At 73.4% G+C, this 22,135-nt stretch carries 26 protein-coding genes; 4 read left to right on the forward strand and 22 right to left on the reverse strand.

What is annotated here, in order from left to right; all coding sequences use genetic code 11:
- Nucleotides 1–27: 27 nt before the first annotated feature.
- The 6 genes from D5H75_RS37095 to D5H75_RS37120 form a co-directional block, all read right to left on the reverse strand.
- Complete coding sequence (locus D5H75_RS37095) at nucleotides 28–948, reverse strand: phosphatidate cytidylyltransferase (protein ID WP_242454739.1); 921 nt, start codon at nucleotides 946–948, stop codon at nucleotides 28–30.
- 36 nt (nucleotides 949–984) lie between these two features.
- A complete protein-coding gene (gene frr / locus D5H75_RS37100) occupies nucleotides 985–1,542 on the reverse strand; it encodes a ribosome recycling factor (protein WP_119931283.1) in 558 nt (185 codons plus the stop codon).
- A 9-nt stretch (nucleotides 1,543–1,551) separates the two neighbouring features.
- A complete protein-coding gene (gene pyrH, locus D5H75_RS37105) occupies nucleotides 1,552–2,280 on the reverse strand; it encodes a UMP kinase (RefSeq protein WP_119931319.1) in 729 nt (242 codons plus the stop codon).
- 135 nt (nucleotides 2,281–2,415) lie between these two features.
- A complete protein-coding gene (tsf, locus tag D5H75_RS37110; protein WP_119931284.1) occupies nucleotides 2,416–3,249 on the reverse strand; it encodes a translation elongation factor Ts in 834 nt (277 codons plus the stop codon).
- Nucleotides 3,250–3,617: 368 nt separating this feature from the next.
- Complete coding sequence (gene rpsB, locus D5H75_RS37115; RefSeq protein WP_119931285.1) at nucleotides 3,618–4,529, reverse strand: 30S ribosomal protein S2; 912 nt, start codon at nucleotides 4,527–4,529, stop codon at nucleotides 3,618–3,620.
- Nucleotides 4,530–5,106: 577 nt separating this feature from the next.
- Complete coding sequence (locus D5H75_RS37120) at nucleotides 5,107–5,583, reverse strand: GNAT family N-acetyltransferase (RefSeq protein WP_119931286.1); 477 nt, start codon at nucleotides 5,581–5,583, stop codon at nucleotides 5,107–5,109.
- Nucleotides 5,584–5,932: 349 nt separating this feature from the next.
- Between D5H75_RS37120 and D5H75_RS37125 the strand changes: the two genes are divergently transcribed.
- Nucleotides 5,933–6,667, forward strand: a complete 735-nt coding sequence (locus D5H75_RS37125) for a murein hydrolase activator EnvC family protein (protein WP_119931287.1) — start codon at nucleotides 5,933–5,935, stop codon at nucleotides 6,665–6,667.
- A gap of 108 nt (nucleotides 6,668–6,775) precedes the next feature.
- Entirely contained in the window at nucleotides 6,776–6,985 is a 210-nt protein-coding gene (locus D5H75_RS37130) for a hypothetical protein (protein ID WP_119931288.1), read from the forward strand.
- A 190-nt stretch (nucleotides 6,986–7,175) separates the two neighbouring features.
- Here D5H75_RS37130 and D5H75_RS37135 read toward each other — a convergent pair whose 3' ends face one another.
- The 14 genes from D5H75_RS37135 to rpsP form a co-directional block, all read right to left on the reverse strand.
- A complete protein-coding gene (locus D5H75_RS37135) occupies nucleotides 7,176–8,102 on the reverse strand; it encodes a tyrosine recombinase XerC (RefSeq protein WP_422674082.1) in 927 nt (308 codons plus the stop codon).
- 137 nt (nucleotides 8,103–8,239) lie between these two features.
- Nucleotides 8,240–9,400 (reverse strand): DNA-processing protein DprA, encoded by a 1,161-nt coding sequence (gene dprA / locus D5H75_RS37140; protein ID WP_242454741.1) that lies wholly within the window; start codon nucleotides 9,398–9,400, stop codon nucleotides 8,240–8,242.
- A 787-nt stretch (nucleotides 9,401–10,187) separates the two neighbouring features.
- On the reverse strand, nucleotides 10,188–11,732 hold the full coding sequence (locus D5H75_RS37145) for a YifB family Mg chelatase-like AAA ATPase (protein ID WP_119931290.1): 1,545 nt from the start codon (nucleotides 11,730–11,732) through the stop codon (nucleotides 10,188–10,190).
- Nucleotides 11,733–12,089 carry a YraN family protein gene (locus D5H75_RS37150; protein WP_119931291.1) on the reverse strand — a complete coding sequence of 119 codons (357 nt, stop codon included), beginning with the start codon at nucleotides 12,087–12,089 and terminating at the stop codon, nucleotides 11,733–11,735. It lies immediately after the preceding gene.
- Nucleotides 12,090–12,419: 330 nt separating this feature from the next.
- A complete protein-coding gene (locus D5H75_RS37155) occupies nucleotides 12,420–12,803 on the reverse strand; it encodes a hypothetical protein (protein ID WP_119931292.1) in 384 nt (127 codons plus the stop codon).
- Between the two features lie 77 nt (nucleotides 12,804–12,880).
- Nucleotides 12,881–13,210 carry a DUF2469 domain-containing protein gene (locus D5H75_RS37160; protein WP_119931293.1) on the reverse strand — a complete coding sequence of 110 codons (330 nt, stop codon included), beginning with the start codon at nucleotides 13,208–13,210 and terminating at the stop codon, nucleotides 12,881–12,883.
- Nucleotides 13,211–13,235: 25 nt separating this feature from the next.
- Nucleotides 13,236–13,934 (reverse strand): ribonuclease HII, encoded by a 699-nt coding sequence (locus tag D5H75_RS37165; protein WP_119931294.1) that lies wholly within the window; start codon nucleotides 13,932–13,934, stop codon nucleotides 13,236–13,238.
- 12 nt (nucleotides 13,935–13,946) lie between these two features.
- Nucleotides 13,947–14,504 (reverse strand): signal peptidase I, encoded by a 558-nt coding sequence (gene lepB / locus D5H75_RS37170; protein WP_242454742.1) that lies wholly within the window; start codon nucleotides 14,502–14,504, stop codon nucleotides 13,947–13,949.
- Nucleotides 14,505–14,507: 3 nt separating this feature from the next.
- Complete coding sequence (gene lepB, locus D5H75_RS37175; protein WP_119931322.1) at nucleotides 14,508–15,434, reverse strand: signal peptidase I; 927 nt, start codon at nucleotides 15,432–15,434, stop codon at nucleotides 14,508–14,510.
- A gap of 224 nt (nucleotides 15,435–15,658) precedes the next feature.
- Nucleotides 15,659–16,024: a 50S ribosomal protein L19 gene (gene rplS, locus D5H75_RS37180; RefSeq protein ID WP_119931295.1), complete on the reverse strand. Its 366-nt coding sequence runs from the start codon at nucleotides 16,022–16,024 to the stop codon at nucleotides 15,659–15,661.
- A 216-nt stretch (nucleotides 16,025–16,240) separates the two neighbouring features.
- Nucleotides 16,241–17,053 (reverse strand): tRNA (guanosine(37)-N1)-methyltransferase TrmD, encoded by an 813-nt coding sequence (trmD, locus tag D5H75_RS37185; protein WP_119931323.1) that lies wholly within the window; start codon nucleotides 17,051–17,053, stop codon nucleotides 16,241–16,243.
- 2 nt (nucleotides 17,054–17,055) lie between these two features.
- Nucleotides 17,056–17,574 carry a ribosome maturation factor RimM gene (gene rimM / locus D5H75_RS37190; protein WP_119931296.1) on the reverse strand — a complete coding sequence of 173 codons (519 nt, stop codon included), beginning with the start codon at nucleotides 17,572–17,574 and terminating at the stop codon, nucleotides 17,056–17,058.
- A gap of 118 nt (nucleotides 17,575–17,692) precedes the next feature.
- Nucleotides 17,693–17,935 (reverse strand): RNA-binding protein, encoded by a 243-nt coding sequence (locus tag D5H75_RS37195; protein WP_119931297.1) that lies wholly within the window; start codon nucleotides 17,933–17,935, stop codon nucleotides 17,693–17,695.
- Nucleotide 17,936: 1 nt separating this feature from the next.
- Nucleotides 17,937–18,443 carry a 30S ribosomal protein S16 gene (gene rpsP / locus D5H75_RS37200; RefSeq protein ID WP_119931298.1) on the reverse strand — a complete coding sequence of 169 codons (507 nt, stop codon included), beginning with the start codon at nucleotides 18,441–18,443 and terminating at the stop codon, nucleotides 17,937–17,939.
- 294 nt (nucleotides 18,444–18,737) lie between these two features.
- Between rpsP and D5H75_RS37205 the strand changes: the two genes are divergently transcribed.
- Entirely contained in the window at nucleotides 18,738–19,850 is a 1,113-nt protein-coding gene (locus tag D5H75_RS37205) for a DmpA family aminopeptidase (protein WP_119931299.1), read from the forward strand.
- A gap of 184 nt (nucleotides 19,851–20,034) precedes the next feature.
- Here the strand turns inward: D5H75_RS37205 and D5H75_RS37210 are convergent, their stop codons facing one another.
- Nucleotides 20,035–20,457 (reverse strand): MarR family winged helix-turn-helix transcriptional regulator, encoded by a 423-nt coding sequence (locus tag D5H75_RS37210; protein WP_119931300.1) that lies wholly within the window; start codon nucleotides 20,455–20,457, stop codon nucleotides 20,035–20,037.
- Nucleotides 20,458–20,555: 98 nt separating this feature from the next.
- On the opposite strand from D5H75_RS37210, the gene D5H75_RS37215 reads away from it, so the two are divergent.
- Nucleotides 20,556–21,638 (forward strand): ABC-2 transporter permease, encoded by a 1,083-nt coding sequence (locus D5H75_RS37215; protein ID WP_202638882.1) that lies wholly within the window; start codon nucleotides 20,556–20,558, stop codon nucleotides 21,636–21,638.
- A 127-nt stretch (nucleotides 21,639–21,765) separates the two neighbouring features.
- Here the strand turns inward: D5H75_RS37215 and D5H75_RS37220 are convergent, their stop codons facing one another.
- A complete protein-coding gene (locus D5H75_RS37220; RefSeq protein WP_147425407.1) occupies nucleotides 21,766–22,044 on the reverse strand; it encodes a hypothetical protein in 279 nt (92 codons plus the stop codon).
- Between the last annotated feature and the right edge of the window lie 91 nt (nucleotides 22,045–22,135).

Here is a 22,135-nt window from a genome sequence, read left to right on the forward strand (position 1 = left end):
AGGAGACGTCCGCCGGTGCCGGGCCGGTCAGGAGACGAAGAGCTCCATGAGGAGCCAGGCGGGGACGACCACGGCCAGGAGCGAGTCGAGGCGGTCCATCACGCCGCCGTGGCCGGGGAGCAGGGTGCCCATGTCCTTGATGCCGAGGTCGCGCTTGACCACCGACTCGATCAGGTCGCCGAGCGTCGCGCAGACCACGGCCACGAGACCGAGCAGCGCGCCCTGCCAGATCGCCGCGTCCAGCAGCCACGACAGGAGCCAGGCCCCGACCAGCATGCACGCCAGGGCCGACCCGGCGAAGCCCTCCCAGGTCTTCTTGGGGCTGATCACCGGCGACATCCGGTGCTTGCCGAAGAGGACCCCGGCGGCGTACCCGCCGATGTCGCTCGACACGGTGACCGCGATGAACACGACCACCCGGTGCGCCCCGTCCGGCTCGGCCAGCATGAGCATCACGAAGCCGGCCAGCAGCGGCGCGTAGGCCAGCACGAACACCGAGGCCGTGGCGTCGCGGACGTAGCCGTCGATGCCCCCGGCGAACATCCGCCAGGTCAGCACCGCCAGCACCGTCAGCGCGAACGCCCCGGCCAGCGACACCGGTCCACCGGCGTACGCCCCGACGAGCATCGCCGTGCCCCCGGCCAGCACGGGCCACAGCGGGACCCGGATGTCACGGGCGGCCACGGCCTTGACCAGCTCGAACACGCCGAGCCCGAGGAAGAGCACGACGACGGCCACGAAGATCTGCTTGACCGTGTAGAGCGAGAGGATCACCAGCGCGCCCAGCAGCACGCCGACGCCGATCGCCGCGGGCAGATTCCGCCCGGTACGGCTCGCGCCGGGCTCGGGGCCCGGCGCAGCCGTACGGGATGCCGTTTCGTCTCCGGAACCCGAGCCTCCGGGCTCCGAACCGGAGCCGGAGGGGGACCCGGCAGCCGAGTCGTTCACAGCCGCACTACTTTCCCGCATGTGTCAGGGGGACGATCAGACCGCGAGAAGCTCGGTCTCCTTCTGCTTGAGCAGATCGTCGACCTTGGCCACGTGCTTGTGGGTGAAGTCGTCGAGCTCCTTCTCGGCGCGACGGCCCTCGTCCTCGCCGATGTCGCCGTTCTTGATCGCCTTGTCGATGGCGTCCTTGGCGTGGCGGCGGATGTTGCGGATCGAGATGCGGCTGTCCTCGGCCTTGCCGCGCGCGACCTTGACGAGTTCCTTGCGGCGCTCCTGCGACAGCTCCGGGAACACCACGCGGATGATGTTGCCGTCGTTGCCGGGGTTGACGCCCAGGTCGCTGTCGCGGATGGCGCGCTCGATGGCGCCCAGCGAGCTCTTGTCGAAGGGCTGGATGACGACCATGCGCGGCTCGGGCACGTGGAACGACGCGAGCTGCTGGACGGGCGTCTGGGCGCCGTAGTAATCGACCGTGATCTTGTTGAACATGGCCGGGGTGACCCGGCCGGTGCGGATACCGGCGAAGTCCTCCTTGGCGACCTCGACGGCCTTCTCCATCTTCTCCTCGGCTTCGAGGAGGGTTTCGTCGATCATGTCGGACTCCTAGTTCCCAGCCGGACTGACAAGCGTGCCGATCTTCTCACCCTTGACCGCCCGCACGATGTTCCCGTCTCCCAGCAGGTCGAAGACCACGATGGGCAGGCCGTTGTCCATGCACAGGCTGATCGCGGTGGCGTCCATGACCTTGAGGCCGCGCGTCAGGACCTCGCTGTAGTCCAGCCGGTCGAAGCGTACGGCGTCGGGGTTCTTGCGCGGGTCGGAATCGTAGACCCCGTCGACCTGGGTGCCCTTGAGCAGGGCCTCCGCGCCCACCTCCAGCGCGCGCTGGGCGGCGCAGGTGTCGGTCGAGAAGAACGGGGACCCGAGGCCGGCGCCGAAGATCACGACCCGGCCCTTCTCCAGGTGCCGGATGGCGCGGCGCGGGATGTACGGCTCGGCGACCTGCGTCATCTGGATCGCGGTCTGCACGCGCGTGTCGATCCCGCGCTTCTCCAGGAAGTCCTGGAGCGCGAGGCAGTTGATGACCGTGCCCAGCATGCCCATGTAGTCGGCGCGGCCGCGGTCGATGCCCTGCTCGGACAGCGCGGCGCCGCGGTACATGTTGCCGCCGCCGACGACCACGGCGACCTGCACACCCTCGCGCACGGCCGCGGCGATCGCGTCGGCGAGCGCGCCCACGATGTGGGGGTCGATCCCGAGGGCCTCGTTGCCGGCGAACGCCTCGCCCGACAGCTTCAGCAGCACCCTGCGCCATCGCAGCCCGGCGGGCATGGGTGAGGCCGCCGGCGTGGCGGGGTCGTTGTTCTCCTGCACGGCGGCGGCCTCCTGGTGTAGCTCGTCTTCTACTGCTCGATCTCGGTCCTGGCGCGCCGGGCGCTCGTCCGCGCCCGGCGCCTCATGCCAAGACTAAGCCTGACCCACCTTGTAGCGGGCGAAGGCCTGGACGGTGACGCCGGCCTCCTGGGCGACCTTGGCGATCGTCTTCTTGTTGTCCTTGACGAACGGCTGCTCCAGGACGGTGAAGTCCTTGTAGAAGCCGCCGATCCGGCCCTCGACGATCTTGGCGATGGCCTGCTCGGGCTTGCCCTCGTCGCGGGTCATCTGCTCGAAGAGCGCGCGCTCCTTCTCGACCACGTCGGCCGGGACGTCCTCGCGGCTGAGCCACTTGGGCGCCATCGCGGCGATGTGCTGCGCCAGGTCCTTGCCGATCTCGGCGTTCTCCTTGTCGAGCTGCACGAGCACGCCCACGGTCGGCGGGAGCTGCGGGTCCGACTTGTGCAGGTAGGAGGCGATGTAGCCGCCCTCCAGCAGCGAGAACCGGCGGATCTCGATCTTCTCGCCCAGCGCGGCGTTCGCCTCGTCGAGGTGCTCCTTGACGGACTTGCCCTCGAGCTCGGAGGACAGCAGCGCGTCCACGTCGGCCGGCTTGGTGGCGGCGATGTGGTCGACGACCTTGGCCGCGAGCTCCTGGAACCGCTCGCCCTTGGCGACGAAGTCGGTCTCGCAGTTGAGCTCCAGCAGGGCGCCCAGGGAGGTGCCCTCGAGCTTGGCGGCGACCAGGCCGTTGGAGGCGGTGCGCGCCTCGCGCTTGCCGACGTCCTTGGCGCCCATCAGGCGCAGGATCTCGACGGCCTTGTCGAAGTCGCCCTCGGCCTCGGTGAGCGCCTTCTTACAGTCCATCATCCCGGCGGCGGTCAGCTCACGGAGCCGCTTGACGTCCGCCATGTTGACAGTAGCCATAGTCGTTCCTCGTCGAATCGATCGATCGTGGAGGGGGCGCCCGCGTTCGGCGCCGCACCCGTGTGTTCTTCGTCGCACGTCCCCGCGCCCGCGAGGTCGTGTTCGAGCGGCTCCCTCGGGGGCGCTCGCGGCGTCCGCCGTACGGCTTCCGCGGAGCGTGCCCCCGTCGCCGGCGTTCAACCGCCCCGGATCGTCCCGGGAGGGCGGCCGTGCCGGAGTCGGGAGGTGTTTCCCGTGTTCAGGCGTCGGCCGTACGGCTTGCGCGGGGTCGGACCCGCGCCCGCCGTACGGCCGAAGAGTGCTGCGGCGTGAGCCGCACGCCTTCGATCAGCCTGGGATCAGTGTCGATCAGGCCGGGTCAGGCCGGGTCAGGCGGACTGCTCGCCGGACTCGTCCTGGGCCGGGGCCTCGGTCTGCGCCGGGGCCTCGGTCTCGGCCAGGGCCTCGGAGGAGACCTCGGCGGAGGCGGCCTCGGGCTGCGCGGCGGCCTCGGCCGGGGTGGAGCCCTCGAGCAGCTCGCGCTCCCACTCGGCCAGCGGCTCGTCCGTGCCCACGCCCTCGGGCTTCTCGTCACCGCGGGCGGCGCCGGAGCGGGCCATGAGGCCGTCGGCGACCGCGTCGGCGATCACTCGGGTGAGCAGGCTGACGGAGCGGATCGCGTCGTCGTTGCCCGGGATCGGGTAGTTGACCTCGTCCGGGTCGCAGTTGGTGTCGAGGATCGCCACCACCGGGATGCCCAGCTTGTGGGCCTCGTTGACGGCGATGTGCTCCTTCTTCGTGTCGACGACCCACAGCGCGGAGGGCACGCGGGCCATGTCACGGATGCCGCCGAGGGTGCGCTCGAGCTTGTCCTTCTCGCGGCGGCGCATGAGGAGCTCCTTCTTCGTGAGGCCGGAGCCGGCCACGTCGTCGAAGTCGAGCTCCTCCAGCTCCTTGAGGCGCTGGAGCCGCTTGTGCACGGTGGAGAAGTTGGTGAGCATGCCGCCCAGCCAGCGCTGGTTGACGTAGGGCATCCCGACCCGGGTGGCCTGCTCGGCGATGGCCTCCTGGGCCTGCTTCTTGGTGCCGACGAACAGGATGGTGCCGCCGTGCGCCACGGTCTCCTTGACGAAGTCGTAGGCGCGGTCGATGAACGACAGCGACTTCTGCAGGTCGATGATGTAGATGCCGTTGCGCTCGGTGAAGATGAAGCGCTTCATCTTCGGGTTCCAACGGCGAGTCTGGTGCCCGAAGTGGACGCCGCTCTCAAGCAGCTGTCGCATGGTGACGACGGGGGCCATGTGGTCCTCCTGTTGTGGGCGCGCGGTCGGACGGTCACCCGTCCTCGGCGCGCCGGCCTCGGTTGTCGCGGCGGCCGAACGGCCACCGCCCTGACGCCCTTCCGGCTCCTGCCGGAGACGTTCGTCCCCGGACCGAGGGAGCCTGCCGCCGCCGGTTCCCCGGACGACGATCGGGCGCGCGAAATCGACCCATGACTGGGCCGTCAAGCAAGTGTACCGTTCTCCCGCGACTCGCCCGGTGCACACGCGACCGGGACCCGTGGCACGAACCGTCCCGAGCCGCCTCCCGAGCCGCCTCCCGAGCCGCGCCCCGGGCTTCACCACGGCGTACGCCCCGGAGACCCGGCCGCGGACGCGGGCCGCCGTACGCCTCGGGGCGGGGCCCAGGCCCCGGATCGGGCGGGCCCGTACGCCTCAAGGCGAGGGCCCGCGCCCGCGCCGAACGTGCCGGGCGAGGCGGCTCAGGCGGTACGCCTCGGGCGGGCGGGCTCAGGCCGTACGCCTCGGAGGGGCGGGTCCGTGCCGTACGCCTCGGAAGGGGCGGGCTCGTGCCGTACGCCTCGGGCGGGCGGGGTGGTCAGGTGAGCTCGTGGGCGAGGAGGTCCATCAGGAGGTTGTCGTGCCAGCCCCGGCCGTCCACGTCGCGTTCGTAGGCGCGCATGACGCCCACGGGTCTGAAGCCGACCTTCTCGTAGGCGCGGATCGCGGCGGTGTTGGCGGCGGCGGGGTCGATGGTCAGGCGGTGGTGGCCGCGTTCGGTGATGAGCCAGCGGGCGAGGGCGCGCACGGCGTCGACGCCCAGGGCCTTGCCGCGCCGGGCCGGGTCGAGGAAGACGTCGATGGATGCGTGGCGGTAGTCGTCGTCCTCCTCCTCGAAGTACTGGATCGCGCCCGCGACGTCGCCCTCGTGGACGATCGCGAGCATGTCCCCGAACTCCTCCTGGTGGTGCCACCACCGGGCCACCTCGGGCTCGGCCAGGATGCGGCGCAGTTCCGGGGTGTCCTCCGGCGTGACGGGCCGCAGCAGCACCCGGTCCCCCTGGATCGTGTCCATGCCCCCATTCTCGCGCCGGGGCCGGAGGCCGGCCGCCGGGGCGGGCCGCCGATCACGGGAGGTGGCACGGGGGTGGCTCCCGCCGGGCGACGCCCGCGCGCTGGCGGCCGGAGGGTGGCGGCCCGGCGGGCTGGCGGCCGGAGGGGTGACGGCCCGGAGGAGTGACGGCCGGGGGTGGTGGCCGGGGGTGGTGGCCGGGGGTGGTGGCCGGGGGTGGTGGCCGGGGAGGGGCATGGGGGGCGGTGGCGCTGTGGGCGGCGGGTGGGGTGTCGCGGCAGTGGATCCCGGTTATCCACAGAATGCGATTCGGCGCCTGCGGAAAGTGAGCGGGGAGGGCATTCTCCCGCGTATGCCGCCGCGTTTCCTCCCTCATCTCGCCGCGCTGGCCGCCGCCGCCCTCGCGCTCGTGCTCCCCTCGGCCGCCGTCGCGGCGCCGCCGCGCCCCTCGCCGGGCGCCGCCCCGCGCCCCGAGGCCCCCGGGGCGTCCATCCGCGCCCCAGACCGCACGCCGGACGGCCTCGGGCGGGGCGCGGTGCGGTGGCGCTGGCCGCTGGACGGGCCCCCGCGCGTGGGTCGCCCCTTCGCCCCGCCGCCCCTCCCCTGGCTCCCCGGCCACCGCGGCGTGGACCTCCCGGCGGCCCCGGGCACCCGGGTCCTGGCCCCGGGCCCCGGCCGGGTCGCCTACGCGGGCCCCCTGGCCGGCCGGGGCATCGTCGTCCTCCTCCACCCCGGGGGCCTGCGCACCACCTACCTCCCCCTGACCCCGTCGGTGAGCCCGGGCGACGAGGTCCGCGCGGGCCAGGAGCTGGGCCTCCTGGCCCCCGGCACCCACTGCCCCGGCCCCTGCCTCCACTGGGGCCTCCTCCACGGCCCCACCTACCTGAACCCCCTCCTGCTCCTGGGCCTGGGCCAGGTCCGCCTGCTCCCCCTGCACCTGGCCGACCCCACGCCCACCTCCACCCGGCCGCCCCCCGGTCTCGACCCCGTCGTGCCCCACGCCACGAGAGCCGGACACCCCACGGCAGCGGGACCAAGGCGTCCCACCGCGCCCGGCCCGCCAGGTCTCACCACGTCAGGACCCTGAATCCCACCCCGGCAGGACCACCGCCCACGCCATCGCCATCGCCATCGCCATCGCCATCGCCATCGCCATCGCCAGCAGCGAATCTCGCAGAAAGGACCCCCGGAGCCCATGACCCCCTCACTCCTGGGCGCGGCCGCCGCCGGAAGCGCCGCGAGTCCCCTCCTGATCGCCACGCTCCTCTACCTGGCGAACCGCCTCCGTCACCGCCGCCGGACCCGCCGGGCCCTCACCACCCCCGGCGTAGTGCTCCTGGCCGCCGAACGAGCCCGCCGCCGCCCCCGCCGGCCCCCGGCCCCACCTCCCACCCACGCCGCCTAGCCCCGCCCGCCCCGCCCCCGCAACGCACGCCAGCGGCGGCAGGGGGCGGGGGCGGGCAGGCGGCAGGCGGAGGCGGGGAGGCGGGGCCGGGAGGCCCGGAGGCCGGCAGACCCGGAGGCCGGCAGGCGGGAGGCCGGGAGGCGGGTGGCGGCGGGGCCGGGTCAGGCGGGAGCGAGGGCGCGGGGGCGGGTCAGGCGCGGGGGTGGGCTCGCTGGAAGCTCTGCCGGAGGCGGTCTATCGAGATGTGCGTGTAGAGCTGAGTGGTGGCCAGCGAGGCGTGCCCCAGGAGTTCCTGGACACTGCGGAGGTCGGCGCCGCCCTCCAGGAGATGGGTGGCGGCGGTGTGCCGGAGTCCGTGGGGCGAGAGGTCGGGCAGGCCCTCCACCTGCGAAAGCCGCGCGTGGACGATCCGCCGCACGACGGTGGCGTTGATGCGTTTGCCGCGGGAGCCGAGGAACAGCGCGGCCCCGCTGTGCTCGTTCGCGAGGGCGGGGCGCGCCCGCAGGCACCAGTCCCCCACGGCCCGGAGCGCGGGCGCCCCGACCGGCACCACCCGCTCCTTGCGCCCCTTGCCCAGGACCCGCACGGTGCGCCGATCATGATCGAAGTCGTCGACGTCGAGCCCGCACAGCTCGCTCACCCGGATGCCCGTGGCGTACAGCAACTCCAGGATCGCCAGATCCCGCAGGTCCTCCGGCTCCGCCCGCTTCCCGGCGAGCGCGTCCAGCGCGGCCGCCGCCTCCCCCTGCCGCAGTACGGCCGGCAGCCGCCGCGACGCCTTGGGCGTCCCCAGGAGCAGCCCGACGTCCTTGGCGAGCCACCCCCGCCGATGAGCGAACGCGGTGAAGACCCTCACGGCCGCCGTCCGCCGCGCCAGCGTGGCCCGGGCCTGCCCGGCCGCGTGCGCCTCCGCCAGCCAGTCCCGTGCCACCCCGACGTCCAGCCCCCCGAAATCGGAGACCCCGGCCCTCCGCGCGTACTCCAGCAACCCCCGGACATCCCCCACGTAGGCCCGCACCGTGTGCGCGGCCCGATCCCTCTCAACCCTCAAATACCTCTCGAACTCCCCCAAAGCCCCCGAGAACACATCCCCCAACTCCTCCACGGCCACCTCCACCAAGCACCCACCCCCAACCTATTCACCGCCCCCGCCCGCCGGTGCCGGTGCCGGGGGTGCTGTCGGTCATCGGGGTGGCAGGGGGCGGGGGCAGGATCTTGGGGACGGGACCTCGCGATCGGGTGGGGGTGGTGGGGTCACGGAGGCGGGGTGGGGCGGCGGCGCCAGCCTTGGGGGGTCTGGCGGGCCTGGCCGATGGCGGACAGGTGGCCGAGGTGGGCGAGGGCGTCGGTGAGGGGGAGGCCGGCCGCGATGGCGATGGTGGCGGGGCCGGCGCCGCCTCGGGCGGGCAGGGCGTCCAGGACGCGGCGGGCCTCCGGGGAGAGGGTGTCGAGGGGGAGGGTGGGAGCTCGGCGGACGGGGGCGAGGTCTCCGCCCATCTCGCCGATCAGCTCTATGAGTTCCTCAGGGGTGGTCACGCAGGTGGCGGCGGACTCTCTGAGGAGCCTGTGGCAGCCGGCGGAGAGCTCGGAGGTGACGGGGCCGGGGACGGCGGCCACGTGGCGGCTCAGGTCGGCGGCGTGGGCGGCGGTGTTGAGGGCGCCGCTGCGGATGGCGGCCTCGACCACCAGGGTGCCGCGGCTCAGGGCGGCGATCACGCGGTTGCGGACGAGGAAGCGCGTGCGGGCGGGGCGCGCGCCGGGCGGGGACTCGCTGACCAGGACGCCGTCGGCGCGGATCGCGTCGAACAGGTGGGTGTGGCCCGCCGGGTAGGGGACGTCGACGCCGCAGGCCAGTACGCAGACCGTGGGGGCGCCGCCGGACAGGGCGCCCCGGTGGGCGGCCCCGTCGATGCCGTAGGCGCCGCCGGAGACGACGGTCCAGCCGCGCTCGCTCAGCGTTCCGGCGAAGTCGGCGGCGACCTGGGCGCCGTAGGCGGTGCAGGCGCGCGAGCCCACGATCGCGACCGAGCGCAGGCAGGCGAACCGGAACTCGGCGTCGCCCCGCAGCCAGAGGATCAGCGGCCGGGCGTCACCCAGGTCGTCCAACTGCGTCGGCCATCCCGGATCTCCGGGGACGACGACGCGGGCCCCCGCCCGCTCGGTGGCAGCCAGGTCCCGCCCGGGGTCCACGAGCGGCAGCCGCGCCCGCCAGGACTCCAGCCGGCGTTCCAGGTCGCTTTCCCGGCGCCCGGCCCGCGCCCGCTCCGCCGCGGCGAACTCGCCCGGCCAGCGCCCGGCCCGCACACACGCCAGGGCGCCGGCCGCCCCGTGCGCGGCGACCAACCGGCCCATCACCCGGTCACCCGGCTCCGCGACGCGCGCCAGCGCGATCCGGGCCTCCGTCTCGCCGTTCACGCCCGCCTCCGTCCCGGCCGGCCCGACGCCGCCCGCCCCTCGCGCCGGCCGCCGGAGGGCCCGGCCCCGCCGCCCCGGCCGCCCGGAACAGGACCGTGAACGCCCACGACAGGACCGTGAACGCCCGCAGCGGACGGCCCCGCCGGAGACCTGGCGTCCCGGCACGAACGCGAGGCCGCTGCCGCCTCGGCGCTCCGCCCCGCACAACCCCCACCCCATGGCCCGCCCGGTCCCCCGCCCCATCGGCTGACCGGGCCCCCGCCCGAGGGAGCGCTAACCGGCCAGGCGTGCCTGCCCGGCCGGACAAGCCGGGCTCGCCCGCCCGGCCGTACGAGCCGAGCTCGTCTGCCCAGCCGTACGCGCCGGGCAGGCACGGCCCGGCGGCACGGCGGGCCGCCGCGGTCCGATGCGGGGAAGTCGCGCACCCCAGGTTGGATCACCGCCGGGGAGCCGCGGCCGGAATCGGCAGGCGCGGCCGAAAGCGCGGGGCGGCGTGTTCCCGCTCCCTCGGTCGCTCCCGCTTCGCGTCGGGCCTCCCCGGTGCGGACGGAGGCCGGGCACGCGTGCCGCCGTCCCAGGGCGTGGCCGCGAAGCCGAACGGGCCGTGCCCGGCGGACTGGCCCGCGACTCGGCCGGAGCGCGGCCGGGCCAGAACGGTCGGCGCCGGCCCGGAGGAAGCGGGAAGGGCCGCGCGGGAACGGCGGAACGCGGCCCGGGCGACATCCCGGCAGGCCGACGCCCGCCGGTGGCGGAAACGGCTCTTCCCGCCCGGGGAGGGGTGCCGGGATCATGAGGCCACCCCCAGCCAGAGGGCGTGGGCGGTGTTGGTCTCCGTGGCGGTGGGGCGGGGCTTTCCGGCCAGGTCGGCGAGGGTCCAGGCGACCCGGATGATCCGGTCCAGGCCGCGGGCAGTGAGGGAGCCGCGGTCCAGGGCGGTGTGGAGCGGGGTCAGGGCCTCGGCGGCGGGGGCGTAGTGCCTGCGCAGCTCGGCGGCGGGGACCTCGGCGTTGGTGCGCCACGGGGTGTCGCGCAGGCGGGCCCTGGCGCGGGCCCGCGCGTGGAGGACCCGCTCGGCCACGACCTCGCTGGACTCCAGGAAATGTCGGTCGGCCAGGAGCTCGCGCCGGGTCGAGGGCCGCAGCGTGATCTTGACGTCGATCCGGTCCAGGAGCGGGCCCGACAGGCGGCTCAGGTAGCGCCTGCGCGTGCTGGGGGTGCAGGAGCAGGGGGCGTCGGCGGTGCTGGTGGCGGCGCAGGGGCACGGGTTGGCGGCCAGGACCAGCATGAAGCGGGCGGGGAAGGTGACCGTGCCGGAGGCGCGGCAGACCACGACCTCGCCGGACTCCAGGGGCTGGCGCAGGGAGTCCAGGACGTTGCGCGCGAACTCGGGGGCCTCGTCCATGAAGAGCAGCCCGCGGTGGGCCAGGGAGACCGCCCCGGGGCGGGTGGCGCCGGTGCCGCCGCCGACCAGCGCCGCCACGGACGCCGTGTGGTGCGGGTTGCAGAACGGCGGGTCGGTGACGAACGGCCGGTCGGGCGGGAGGGTGCCCGCGACCGAGTGGATGGCCGTGACCTCCAGCGCGGACTCGTAGTCGAGCCGGGGCAGGAGGGTCGGCAGCCGCTCGGCCAGCATCGTCTTGCCGGTGCCCGGCGGCCCGAGCATCCACAGGTTGTGGCCCCCTGCGGCGCACACCTCAAGGGCCCGGCGGGCCATCGCCTGGCCCGCCACGTCCGCGAGGTCCGGGCGCGCCCCGGCGGGCTCCGGGGCGGCGCGCAGCGTCTCGCGCATGTCCTCGGTGAAGGCGTAGGCGGCCAGGTCGCCGCCGCGCAGCCACACGGTCAGCTCGCCGAGGTTGTCGGCCGGGATCACCGTGAGGCCGGGGACCAGGGCCGCCTCGGGCGCGTTGGCCAGGGGCACGACCACGGTGCCCGCGCCGGCCTCGACCGCGGCCAGGACCGCCGGCAGGACGCCCCGCACGGGCCGGAGCCGCCCGTCGAGCCCCAGCTCGCCGATGAACACCGGCTCCGCCACCCGGTCCGGCTCGACCACGCCGGAGGCGGCGAGGATGGCCACGGCGATGGCCAGATCGAAGGTGCTGCCCGACTTGGGCAGGCTGGCGGGGAACAGGCTGACCGTGATGCGGGTGTCGGGCCAGGGATGGCCGCTGTTGACGATGGCCGACCGCACGCGCTCGCGCGCCTCGCTCAGGGCGGTGTCCGGCAAGCCGATCAGGCTGAGCGCCGGCAGGCCGTTGAGGATGTCGGCCTCGATCTCGACCACGCGGCCGATCACGCCGACCAGGGCGATGCATCGCGTGCGCGCGACGCGCATCTAGATCACCCCCGGCAGGTGCCGCAGGGTCGTGCCGCCCCGGGGGTCGCGCTCGATCGCGATCACGTCGATGCGTATCCGGGCGAAGCCGCCCTCGTGCCCGCGCGCCCACTGCGCCGCCAGCCCGCGTAACCTGCGGGCCTTGGTGTAGGTCACCGACTCGGCGGGCGTGCCGTATCCGCGTCCCGACCGGGTCTTGACCTCCACGACCACGAGCGCGTCGCCCTCGCGGGCCACGATGTCGATCTCACCCGACCGGCATCGCCAGTTGCGCTCGATGATGGAGTAACCGATGCTGCCCAGGAAGTCCGCGGCGACCTTTTCGCCGAACCTTCCCAGCTCGTCCTTGACACCCATGAAGCACCTCCGTCCCGCAAAGGTGCTTCATCCACGCCGTCCCCCGGCGCCCCGAACCCCGTTCTGTGGATGGCGGCAGAACCCCACCCCCACAAAACCGCCCCAACCACCCCTCCCCTGTGGACAACCACCCCCACCCGCAAACGGCGACCGCCACCGCCGTGCCCGCCGTACGGCTACCGCCCCGCCCCCGCGAGCCGCCCGGAAGCCTCACGACGGCTCCACGAGCCCCACGACAACTACGGGAACGCCGCGGCGGCCACTCGGCCCGGCCACAACCGCACGGCGGCCGCCGTACACGGCGGGAGCCGTACGGCGGCCGGGGACGGCTCAGGGGCGGGTGTCCACCTCGCCTTCGGGCTTGCCGGGCGGGGCGTTGACGACGCGGAAGCCGATCTCCTCCCCCTCGTCGTCGCGCTCGATGGCGCCGGCCTGGTGACCGGGGAGGGAGGTGGGAGTGCCCGGGGACGGCACCGGAGAGGGCGTCGGGCCGTCGTCGGTGAGAAGGGGCGACCGCTCCGCCACGCGGCGTTCCTCCGCCGGGCGGTCGGCGCCCAGTTCCTCGCTCACGTCCGTGGCCCGGGTGCCTGAGGGCTCCTCGGGGGACGCGGGCATGGGTTCGCGGCGGAGCTGGTTCGCCTCGGGGTCCTGGGGTGGCACGGCGTCCGGGTCCGCGTTCGCGTACGGATCCGGGTTCCTCGGCGTTTTGGACATACGGCCTCCTCCGTCAGGGGTTTCCGGCGCAAGCCGTACCCCGGAAGCGGAGGCCCTACCAGGACAACGTGTCGGATTCAGCCGGAGAAGCCCGGTTTGTCGCTCGGGACCTCCAGCTCGGTCTTCGCGAGTTCCTCGACGTTGACGTCCTTGAACGTCACCACGCGGACGTTCTTCACGAAGCGGGCGGGGCGGTACATGTCCCAGACCCAGGCGTCGGACATGGTGACCTCGAAGTACACCTCGCCGTTGTCGGCGGAACGCACCTGCACGTCCACCGAGTTCGTCAGGTAGAAACGACGCTCGGTCTCCACGACGTACGAGAACAGGCCGACCACGTCGCGGTACTCGCGATAGAGCTGCAACTCCATCTCGGTCTCGTACTTTTCGAGATCTTCTGCGCTCACGGCCGCACTCGCCTCCTCACCAGGTTCACGCCACTCCTGCCTCTACCTCGATCGCTCCATTGTCGCCCATCGCGGCCCCCCGCACCGCACGAGCCACATTGACGTACGAGAAGCGGTGGTGCGCACACGGGCCCAGGACGCGCAGCGCGTCCTGGTGCGCCGGTGTGTTGTATCCCTTGTGTTCGGCGAACCCGTATCCGGGGAACGTCGAGTCCAGTTCGGTCATCAGCCGGTCACGCGTCACCTTGGCCACGATGGACGCGGCCGCCACGCACGCGGCGACCTGGTCGCCCTTCCACACCGCGAGGGCGGGTGCGGGGAAGCCGCGGACGGGGAAACCGTCGGTGAGCACGTATCCGGGTACAGACGGCAACGCGGCGACGGCGCGCCGCATTCCGGTGACGTTCATGACGTGCAGCCCCTGCCGGTCGATCTCGTCCGGCGGGATGACCACCACGCTCCACGCGGCGGCCCGCGCCACGACCTTGTCGTACAGCCGCTCCCGCGCCATCGGCGTGAGCAGCTTGGAGTCGGCCAGCCCGGGGATCTCCCGGCCCAGCACGACGGCCGCGACGACCAGCGGCCCCGCGCACGCGCCACGGCCCGCCTCGTCCACGCCGGCGACGGGGTCCAGGCCGCGGCGGGCGAGCGCGCGCTCGTAGCCGTAGAGCCCGGCGTCGCGCCGTACGGTGGCGACCGGGGGGCGGAACGAGTGAACCGTCATGACAGGCGAAGCCTACAGCCCGCCGACCCGCGAAGGCGGCCAGATGATCATGAATGCCCTCCCCACGACCTTGTCCACAGGAACCGTCCCATCCCCGTCGAGCCGCTGGTGATACCGCGAATCGGCGGAGTCGTCCCGGTGGTCGCCCATGACCCACAGCCGCCCCGGCGGCACGACCGCGCGGAACGGCGTGGCCGAGGGCCGGTTGCCCGGCTGGATGTACGGCTCCGTCAGCGGCCGCCCGTTGACCATCAGCCGCCCCCGCGCGTCACAGCACTCCACGGTGTCGCCGCCGACCGCGATGACCCGCTTGATGAAGTCCTTGTCGTCCGGACCGAACACGCCGGAGAAGACCACGACGTCCTGCCGGCCGTAGTCGTCGCCGAGCTTGCCGACGAGCACCCGGTCGCCTTCGAGCAGGGTGTCCTCCATCGACGCCGACGGGATCCAGAACACCTGGACCACGAACGCGTTGACGAGGACCGCGCACAGCACCACCACGACCGCGATGGCCGGCACCTCGCGCCAGGACCGGTCGCGATCCTGGCCGCTCGCCGGCTTCGCGGTCACCGCTCAGGCGCCTCCGGCCTCGGAACCGTCCCCGGAGGCGCTTCCCGCGGCTCCGGCGGCCCCTGCCGGGCCCCGGGAGACCTCGGCCCTGGCCGCGCGCCGCGCGCGCCACCGCCGCCTGATCAGCATGAGGGGGACGGCTCCCGCGAAGCCGAGCGCGAGCGGCGTGGCGGGCGTCAGCACCGCCGCGGCCTTCTTCAGCGCGGGCTGGTCGAACGTCTCCGGGATGTCGATCACGCTCGCCCGCGACAGCGGCCACACGATCACGAACGCGCGCCCGATGACGTGGTCCTCGGGGATCGTTCCACCCCCCGGCTCGGTCTTGTGGGCGCGGGAGTCGTTGGACACGCCGCGGTGGTCGCCCATGACCCACAGGCGACCGGGCGGCACCTGGGCCTTGAAGTGCACCTGGGAAGGCAGGTCGTTGGGGAAGAGGTAGGACTCCTCCTTGATCGGCACCCCGTTGACCTTGATGCGCCCGTCGTCGTCGCAGCACTCGACGGTGTCGCCGCCGACGCCGATCACGCGCTTGATGTAGTCCTTCTCGCCGGGCACCACGCCGAAGGCCGTGCCGATCGAGCGGAAGAAGCCCGCGATCGGGTTGGACGGCTCCTCGACCACCATGCCCTCGTCCCACGAGTCGGCGCCGGAGAAGACCACCACGTCACCGCGCTCGATGTCGCGCGTGTGGTAGACGAGCTTGTTGACCAGCACGCGGTCGTTGACCAGGAAGGTGTTCTCCATCGACTCGGACGGGATGTAGAACGCCTGGACCACGAACGTCTTGATCACCAGGGCGAGGCCGAGCGCCACCACGATGAGGATGGGGAGCTCTTTCCAGAAGGAACCCTTCTTGTCCTTCTTGTCCTTCTTGCTCTTGCCGACACCTGCCCTGCCGGTGTCCTGCGCGTCTTCCGCGACCACATCCACCTCGTCATCCAAGCGCCGCTGGGCGGCTCCGTCACCGGCGACCGGCACTTGAGGCCCCTCCCCCTAGGTACTTCTCCCGAGCCTAGATGATTCGAGCGCCGGCGCGTACACGACTCGCGCGCCGTACGGCGGGGCGAACGCGGCGTATCCGGACGGCCCGGGCGGCGAAAACGAGAAACGGCCCGCACCACCGGTGCGGGCCGTCTCCGAGGCTTTTCGCGCGCTTACTTCGCGGCGGGAAGCGCCTCGCGCTTCTCGCGGATGCGGGCGGCCTTGCCGCGCAGCTCGCGCATGTAGTAGAGCTTGGCGCGGCGGACGTCACCGCGGGTCACGACCTCGATCTTCTCGATGACCGGGCTGTGCACCGGGAAGGTGCGCTCGACGCCGACGCCGTAGCTGACCTTGCGGACGGTGAAGGTCTCACGGATGCCACCGCCCTGACGGCGCAGCACGAAGCCCTGGAAGACCTGGACGCGGGACCGGTTGCCTTCAACGACGCGAACGTGCACCTTCAGGGTGTCGCCGGGGCGGAAGTCCGGGACGTCGGTGCGCATCGAGGACTTCTCGAGCTCCTGGATCTGCGTGTGCATGACTGCGGTTCCTCGGTTTCAGTACGGCTGCGCGCGGCACGCGCGGCGCCAGACGCCTCGCGCGGGCTGGGCTTGCTGGGACTGTGGTCGCCGGACGGCTGTTACGGGCAGCGTAAACGGCAACAGCGATTCAGTTTGCCACATCTTCCGCCCGGAAGCGAAATCGGCCGAGGTCAAGGATACGCGAACCACGGCGTGTCGGGACGAACCCCGACCTCAATCGCCGGTCTCGGCGGAGTCGAGGGCGTCCAGGACCCGCCGGTCGCGCTCGTCCAGCGCGCCCATGCCCGCGACCAGTTCGGGCCGGTTGGCGGCCGTACGGCGCAGCGCCTGGTCGCGCCGCCACCGCGCGATGACCCCGTGGTTGCCGCTGAGCAGCACGTCGGGCACGCGCAGGCCGCGCCACTCCGGCGGCTTGGTGTAGACGGGGCCTTCGAGCAGGCTCTCCATCGCCCCGGGCGCGAACGAGTCGTCCACGGCCGACACGGCGTTGCCGAGCACGCCGGGCAGCAGCCGCCCGATCGCCTCGATCATGACGAGCACGGCCGCCTCGCCCCCGGCGAGCACGTAGTCGCCGATGCTCAGCTCCTCCACCGGCATCCGCGTGCGGGCGTGCTCCACGACGCGCCCGTCGATGCCCTCGTAGCGCCCGCACGCGAACACCAGCCAGGGCTCGCGCGCCAGCCGTACGGCGTCGGCCTGGGTGAACGGGCGGCCGGACGGGGTGGGAACGATCAGCGTGGGCACGGTCTCCGCGCCGGGGCCGGGGACCTCTCCGGGCTCCGCGTCCAGGCGCCGGACGTCCCCGGCGATGGCGTCCAGGGCCTCGCCCCAGGGCTCGGGCTTCATGACCATCCCCGGGCCGCCGCCGTACGGGGTGTCGTCCACGGTGCGGTGCACGTCGTGGGTCCAGTCCCGGAGCTGGTGGAGGCGGATGTCGAGGATGCCGCGCGCGCGGGCCTTGCCGATCAGCGAGACGTCCAGCGGGGAGAAGTACTCCGGGAAGATCGAGACGATGTCGATCCGCACGCTCACTCGGCCTCCTCCGGGTCGAGCAGCCCCGGCGGCGGAGTGACGACGAGCCGGCCGCCCTCCACGTCCACCTCGGGCACCAGCGCCTTGACGAACGGGATGTACGCCAGGGGCCCGGAGTCGCGCCGCACGACGAGGAGGTCCTGGCCGTGGTGGAGCACGTCGTCCACCACGCCGATCTGCTCTCCGTCGCCGGTGACCACGGTCAGGCCGAGCAGCTCGTGGTCGTGGAACTCGTCGGGGTCGCCGGTGGGCGGGACCTCCGAGGAGTCGATCACCAGCAGGACGTCGCGCAGGGACTCGGCGGCGTCGCGGTTGAAGTGCTCCTCGAAGCGGAGCAGCGGGGTGCCCCGGTGCCAGCGCAGGCTCTCGACGGTGAGCGGCCCGGCCGAGGCGGGGTCGGTGGCGAGGGTGGTGCCCGGCGCGAACCGCTCCTGCGGATCGTCGGTGCGGACCTCGACGGTCACCTCACCGCGGACACCGTGAGGACGGCCGATCCGGCCCACGACGAGCTGCACGATACCCCTGAACCCCTTCAATCTCGGAAAAAGCTAAAGAATGACCAAAAAGTATGCGAAAACGGATGATCGGCGCCACGTTGCGAACACGTGACGCCGATCCATGGCGTGTGCCGTCCTACCGGGCCTCGTCGAGGTCCAGCAGGTCGACGCGGACGTACTTGCCGCCGGCCAGCGCGCTGATGACAGTGCGCAGGGCCTTGGCAGTGCGGCCGCTGCGGCCGATTACCTTGCCGAGATCGTCGGGGTGGACCCGGACCTCGAGCACGCGCCCGCTGCGGATGCGGCGGGCGCGGACACGGACGTCGTCAGGGTGCTCGACGATGCCCTTGACGAGGTGTTCGAGGGCCTCCTCGAGCACCTCAGGCCTCGCCTTCCGACTTCTCCTCGGCCGGCGCGGCCTCGGGGGTGGTCTCCTCGGCCTTGGCCGGCGCGGCCTCGGCGGCGGCCTCGGCCTTGGGCTCGTCCTTCTTCGGAGCCTTCTTGGCCTTCTTCGGCGTCGTGGCGGCGCCGGTGGCCTCGCCCTCGACGACCTCGCGAGCCGCGGCCTGGTAGATCTCGTGGCGGTCCGGCTTGGGCTCGGCGACCCGCAGGGTGCCCTCGGCACCCGGCTCGCCCTTGAACTTCTGCCAGTCACCGGTGATCTTGAGAAGCACGCGCACCGGGTCGGTCGGCTGCGCGCCGACGCTCAGCCAGTACTGCGCCCGCTCGGAGTTGACCTCGATGTAGCTCGGGTCCTCCTTCGGGTGGTACTTGCCGATCTCCTCGATCGCACGCCCGTCGCGCTTGGTGCGCGAGTCGGCGACGACGATGCGGTACTGCGGGTTACGGATCTTCCCGAGCCGCTTGAGCTTGATCTTGACTGCCACGGGTGTGGTCAACTCCTGCGCGTTTGAACGTGATGGACGGCGTCCGCGCCGAGTGGGGTTCCGGCGAGGAGGCGTCCGAGGGACAGACGCGCCGCCGCGGAGGTGAGAGGGCATCCGGAGCGGTCACGATGTTCCAACGACCCATTGTGCCAGACGGATGCGCATGCGGCCGAATCCCCGCGAAGATCATGGCCGCGCGCGGTGGCCGGGCCGCGCCCCCGGCGGGTCCGTTCCCCCGGACCCCCCTCTCACACCAGGATATTCCGGACGCGACATCCCTAGGAAAGGCCGCGAATGACCACCTCCTGGCACTCCACCCCGGCCGGACGCCCCCGGTTCCGCTCCCTCGGCGTCCCCCTGCCCGGCACGCCGGGGCCGTACAACGCGATCACCGACGTGCCCGGCGTGACCGTGGGGTACACGACGCTCGTCGAAGGAGCCTCGGTGCGGACCGGCGTGACCGCGATCCTGCCCCGCGGCCGCGCCGGGCTGGGCCGCGCCTGCGCGGCCGGCTGGCACTCCCTCAACGGCAACGGCGAGATGACCGGCACGACCTGGCTGAGCGAGACCGGTTCCCTGGCCCCGCCCGTGATGATCACCAACACGTACGCCGTGGGCCCGGTGCACCGGGGCGTGATCGACTGGATCGTGCGGCAGGAGCCGGCCCCGCCCTCGGAGTGGCTGCTGCCGGTGGTGGCGGAGACCTGGGACGGCTGGCTCAGCGACATCCACGGTTCCCACGTGCGGCCCGAGCACGCGGTCGCGGCGCTGGAGTCGGCGGCGGGCGGGCCCGTCGAGGAGGGCTGCGTGGGCGGCGGCACGGGCATGAACTGCTACGGCTTCAAGGGCGGCAGCGGGACCTCCTCCCGGGTCGTGGCTCACGGCGCGGACTCCTACACCGTCGGCGCGTTCGTGCAGGCCAACTTCGGGTCGCGCCGCGAGCTGACGGTGGCGGGCGTCCACGTGGGCCCGGAACTGGCCGACGACAACCCGATGGAGGCCCCGGACGTCGTGGTCCCGCCGGGCGCGGGCTCGATCATCGTGGTGATCGCCACCGACGCGCCGCTCCTGCCCGGCCAGTGCGCGGCCCTGGCCCGGCGCGTGCCCCTGGGCCTCGCCCGCACGGGCACGAGCGGGTCGCACTTCTCCGGCGACATCTTCCTCGCCTTCTCCACGGCCAACGAAGGCGCCCTGAACAGCGCCTTCCCCAAGACCGATGAGGCGGAGTACGAGTCGCTGCGGTTCGTCCCGTGGGGGCGGATGGACCCGTTCTACGAGGCCGTCGTGCGGGCCGTCGAGGAGTCCGTGCTCAACGCGCTCACCGCCGCCGAGACCACCGTGGGCCGCGAGGGCCGCCGCTCCCCCGCCATCCCGCTCGACCGGCTCCGCTCCCTCCTGCCCTCCTGACCCGCGCGACCCCCGGACCCGCGCGACTCCCCTGCCCCGCGACACCCCCTGACCCGCCCCTCCGGTACGGCCCCGCCCGCGCTCCCCGCACGACCCGGCGGGAGCCGTACGGCGGGCGGGCGCCGAGCCGTACGGCGGGGCGCCGAGCCGTACGGCGTGCGCGGACGCGAGCCGTACGGCTGGCTCAGGACATGTCGGCGTTGAACCGGGCGAGGAGGGCGGCGAACGTGGCCAGGTCCTCCTCGGGCCAGGAGGAGAGGCGGTCCTCCAGGCGGTCGCGGAGGGAGGCGTTGGCCTCGTCGAGGCGGCGGCGGCCCTCCGGGGTGATGGTGAGGACGTGCGCCCGGGCGTCGCGCTCGTCGGGGACGGGCGTGACGAGGCCGCGTTCGCGCAGGTCGGCGACCTGGCGGCTGACGGTGGACTTGTCGAGCGCGTAGTGCGCGGCCAGGTCCGCGGCGCGCACCCGCCCGGCCCCGTCGATGTGCGCGAGCAGCGTGTAGGCCACCAGGGACAGGTCCGGGTGCCAGGCCCCGCCGCGCGCGCGGACGCGCCGGGTGAACCTGGTCAGCTCGCCGTAGATGCCCGCGATCGTCTCGCCCCGGTCCATGCCCGCCCCTCGCTCCGCCCAGTTGGTTGGAATATACAACTTTCCACATATCGTTGCTATCTACAACTAACGACCCCGTCCTCCGAGGAGTTCCCCGCATGGCCTCGCACACCCTGCCGCGCGCCGCCGCACCGAGCCGGTTCCGGCGCGCGTTCCCGGTGCCGGTCTGGCACGTCCTGCGCCACCTGTGGGTGCCGCTGTTCCTGGCCGCCGGCATGGCCCTGGCGTACGTCGGCGCGTTCAGCCACCCGGAGCCGCACCACGTGGACGTGGCGGTCGTGGCCCCCGACGCGAAGGCCGAGGTGCTCGCCCAGCACCTGCAGAACCAGGCGGGCGACCGGCTCGACGTGCGGACCGTGCCGGCGCGGGGCGAGGCGGAGAAGCTGCTCCGGCGCGGCGACGTCGCCGCGGTGTACGTGCCCGGCGCGGCCCCCGCGCTGATCGTGGACTCGGTCAAGAGCGGCAGCACGGTCGCCGAGACCGCCACCAAGACGTTCACCCCGCTGGCCACCGCCCAGAACGCCCCGCTGCGGGTCACCGACCTCGGCCCGATCCCGGACGACGACTACGCGGGCGGCACCGTGTTCTTCCTGCTCGTCGCGCTGAGCCTGGGCGGGTACACCGGCGCGATCGCCGTGGCCGCCGCCGGGGCCGCCCTGTCCCCGTGGGTCCGCGCCCTGCTCGGGCTGGGCCTGTCGCTGGTCACCGCGATCGTGACCACGGTCATCGCGGGGCCCGTCGCCGGCGCCGTCCACGGCAACCTCACCGCGGTCGCGGCGATGGGCTGGATCTACGCCTCCGGCGTCATGCTGATCGGCCTGGGCCTGCACACCTTCCTCGGCAAGGTGGCCACGCCGGTGCTGGTCGGCCTGTTCGTGATGCTCAACCTCACCTCGTCCGGCGGGCTGTTCGCGCCCGAGCTGCAGCCCGGCTTCTTCGCCACGCTGAGCGACTTCTGGAACGGCTCGGCCTTCGTGGACGCCGGCCGCCGCATCCTCTACCAGGGCGGCGACGGCATGGCCCGCGACGTGTGGACGCTGGTGGCCTGGCTCGCCGCGGGCGTGGCGGTCCTCGCCGCCTCCGCGGTGTACGAGCGCCGCGCGCACCGGGCGCACCGCCCGACCCCCGCCGAGGCCGAGACCGCGGTCGACCGCGAACTCGACACGGTGGCGGTCGCCTGACCCCGCTCCCCCGGTTCATCCCGTACGGCTCCCGCCCGCCCGGCGGGAGCCGTACGCGCTCACGGACGGCGGCGGCGCGAGCCCGCCGCCCGCCGTACGCCCGGGGGCGGGAGGTCCGGGCGGAGGTCTAGGCGAACAGGAGCGCCCACCCGGCCTGGGTGGACATGAGCGCGGCCAGGACGAGGGAGGCGATCAGCACCCAGACGACGGCCAGGGTGGTGCGGCGCTGGCGGCGGGCCTCGGGGGACATCCCCCGGCGGCTCCGGGAGGCGCGGCCGGGACGCGGGGACGCCCGGCGGACGCGCCGGGACGCGCGGTCGGCGCGCCGGAGCTCGGATCGCCTGGGGGTCTCCAGTTCGAGTCCCGACACGATCTCCGCGAAGCGACGATCAAGATCCTCTTCCATCGGCTCCATAGTGCAACACCGCGAGCCGGGACGGAACACTTGGAAATCAGACCGATATGACCGGGCGCGGTGAGGGATCACCGCGCCCGGC

This window comes from Bailinhaonella thermotolerans, assembly GCF_003594875.1.
GTDB classification, from domain to species: Bacteria; Actinomycetota; Actinomycetes; order Streptosporangiales; family Streptosporangiaceae; genus Bailinhaonella; species Bailinhaonella thermotolerans.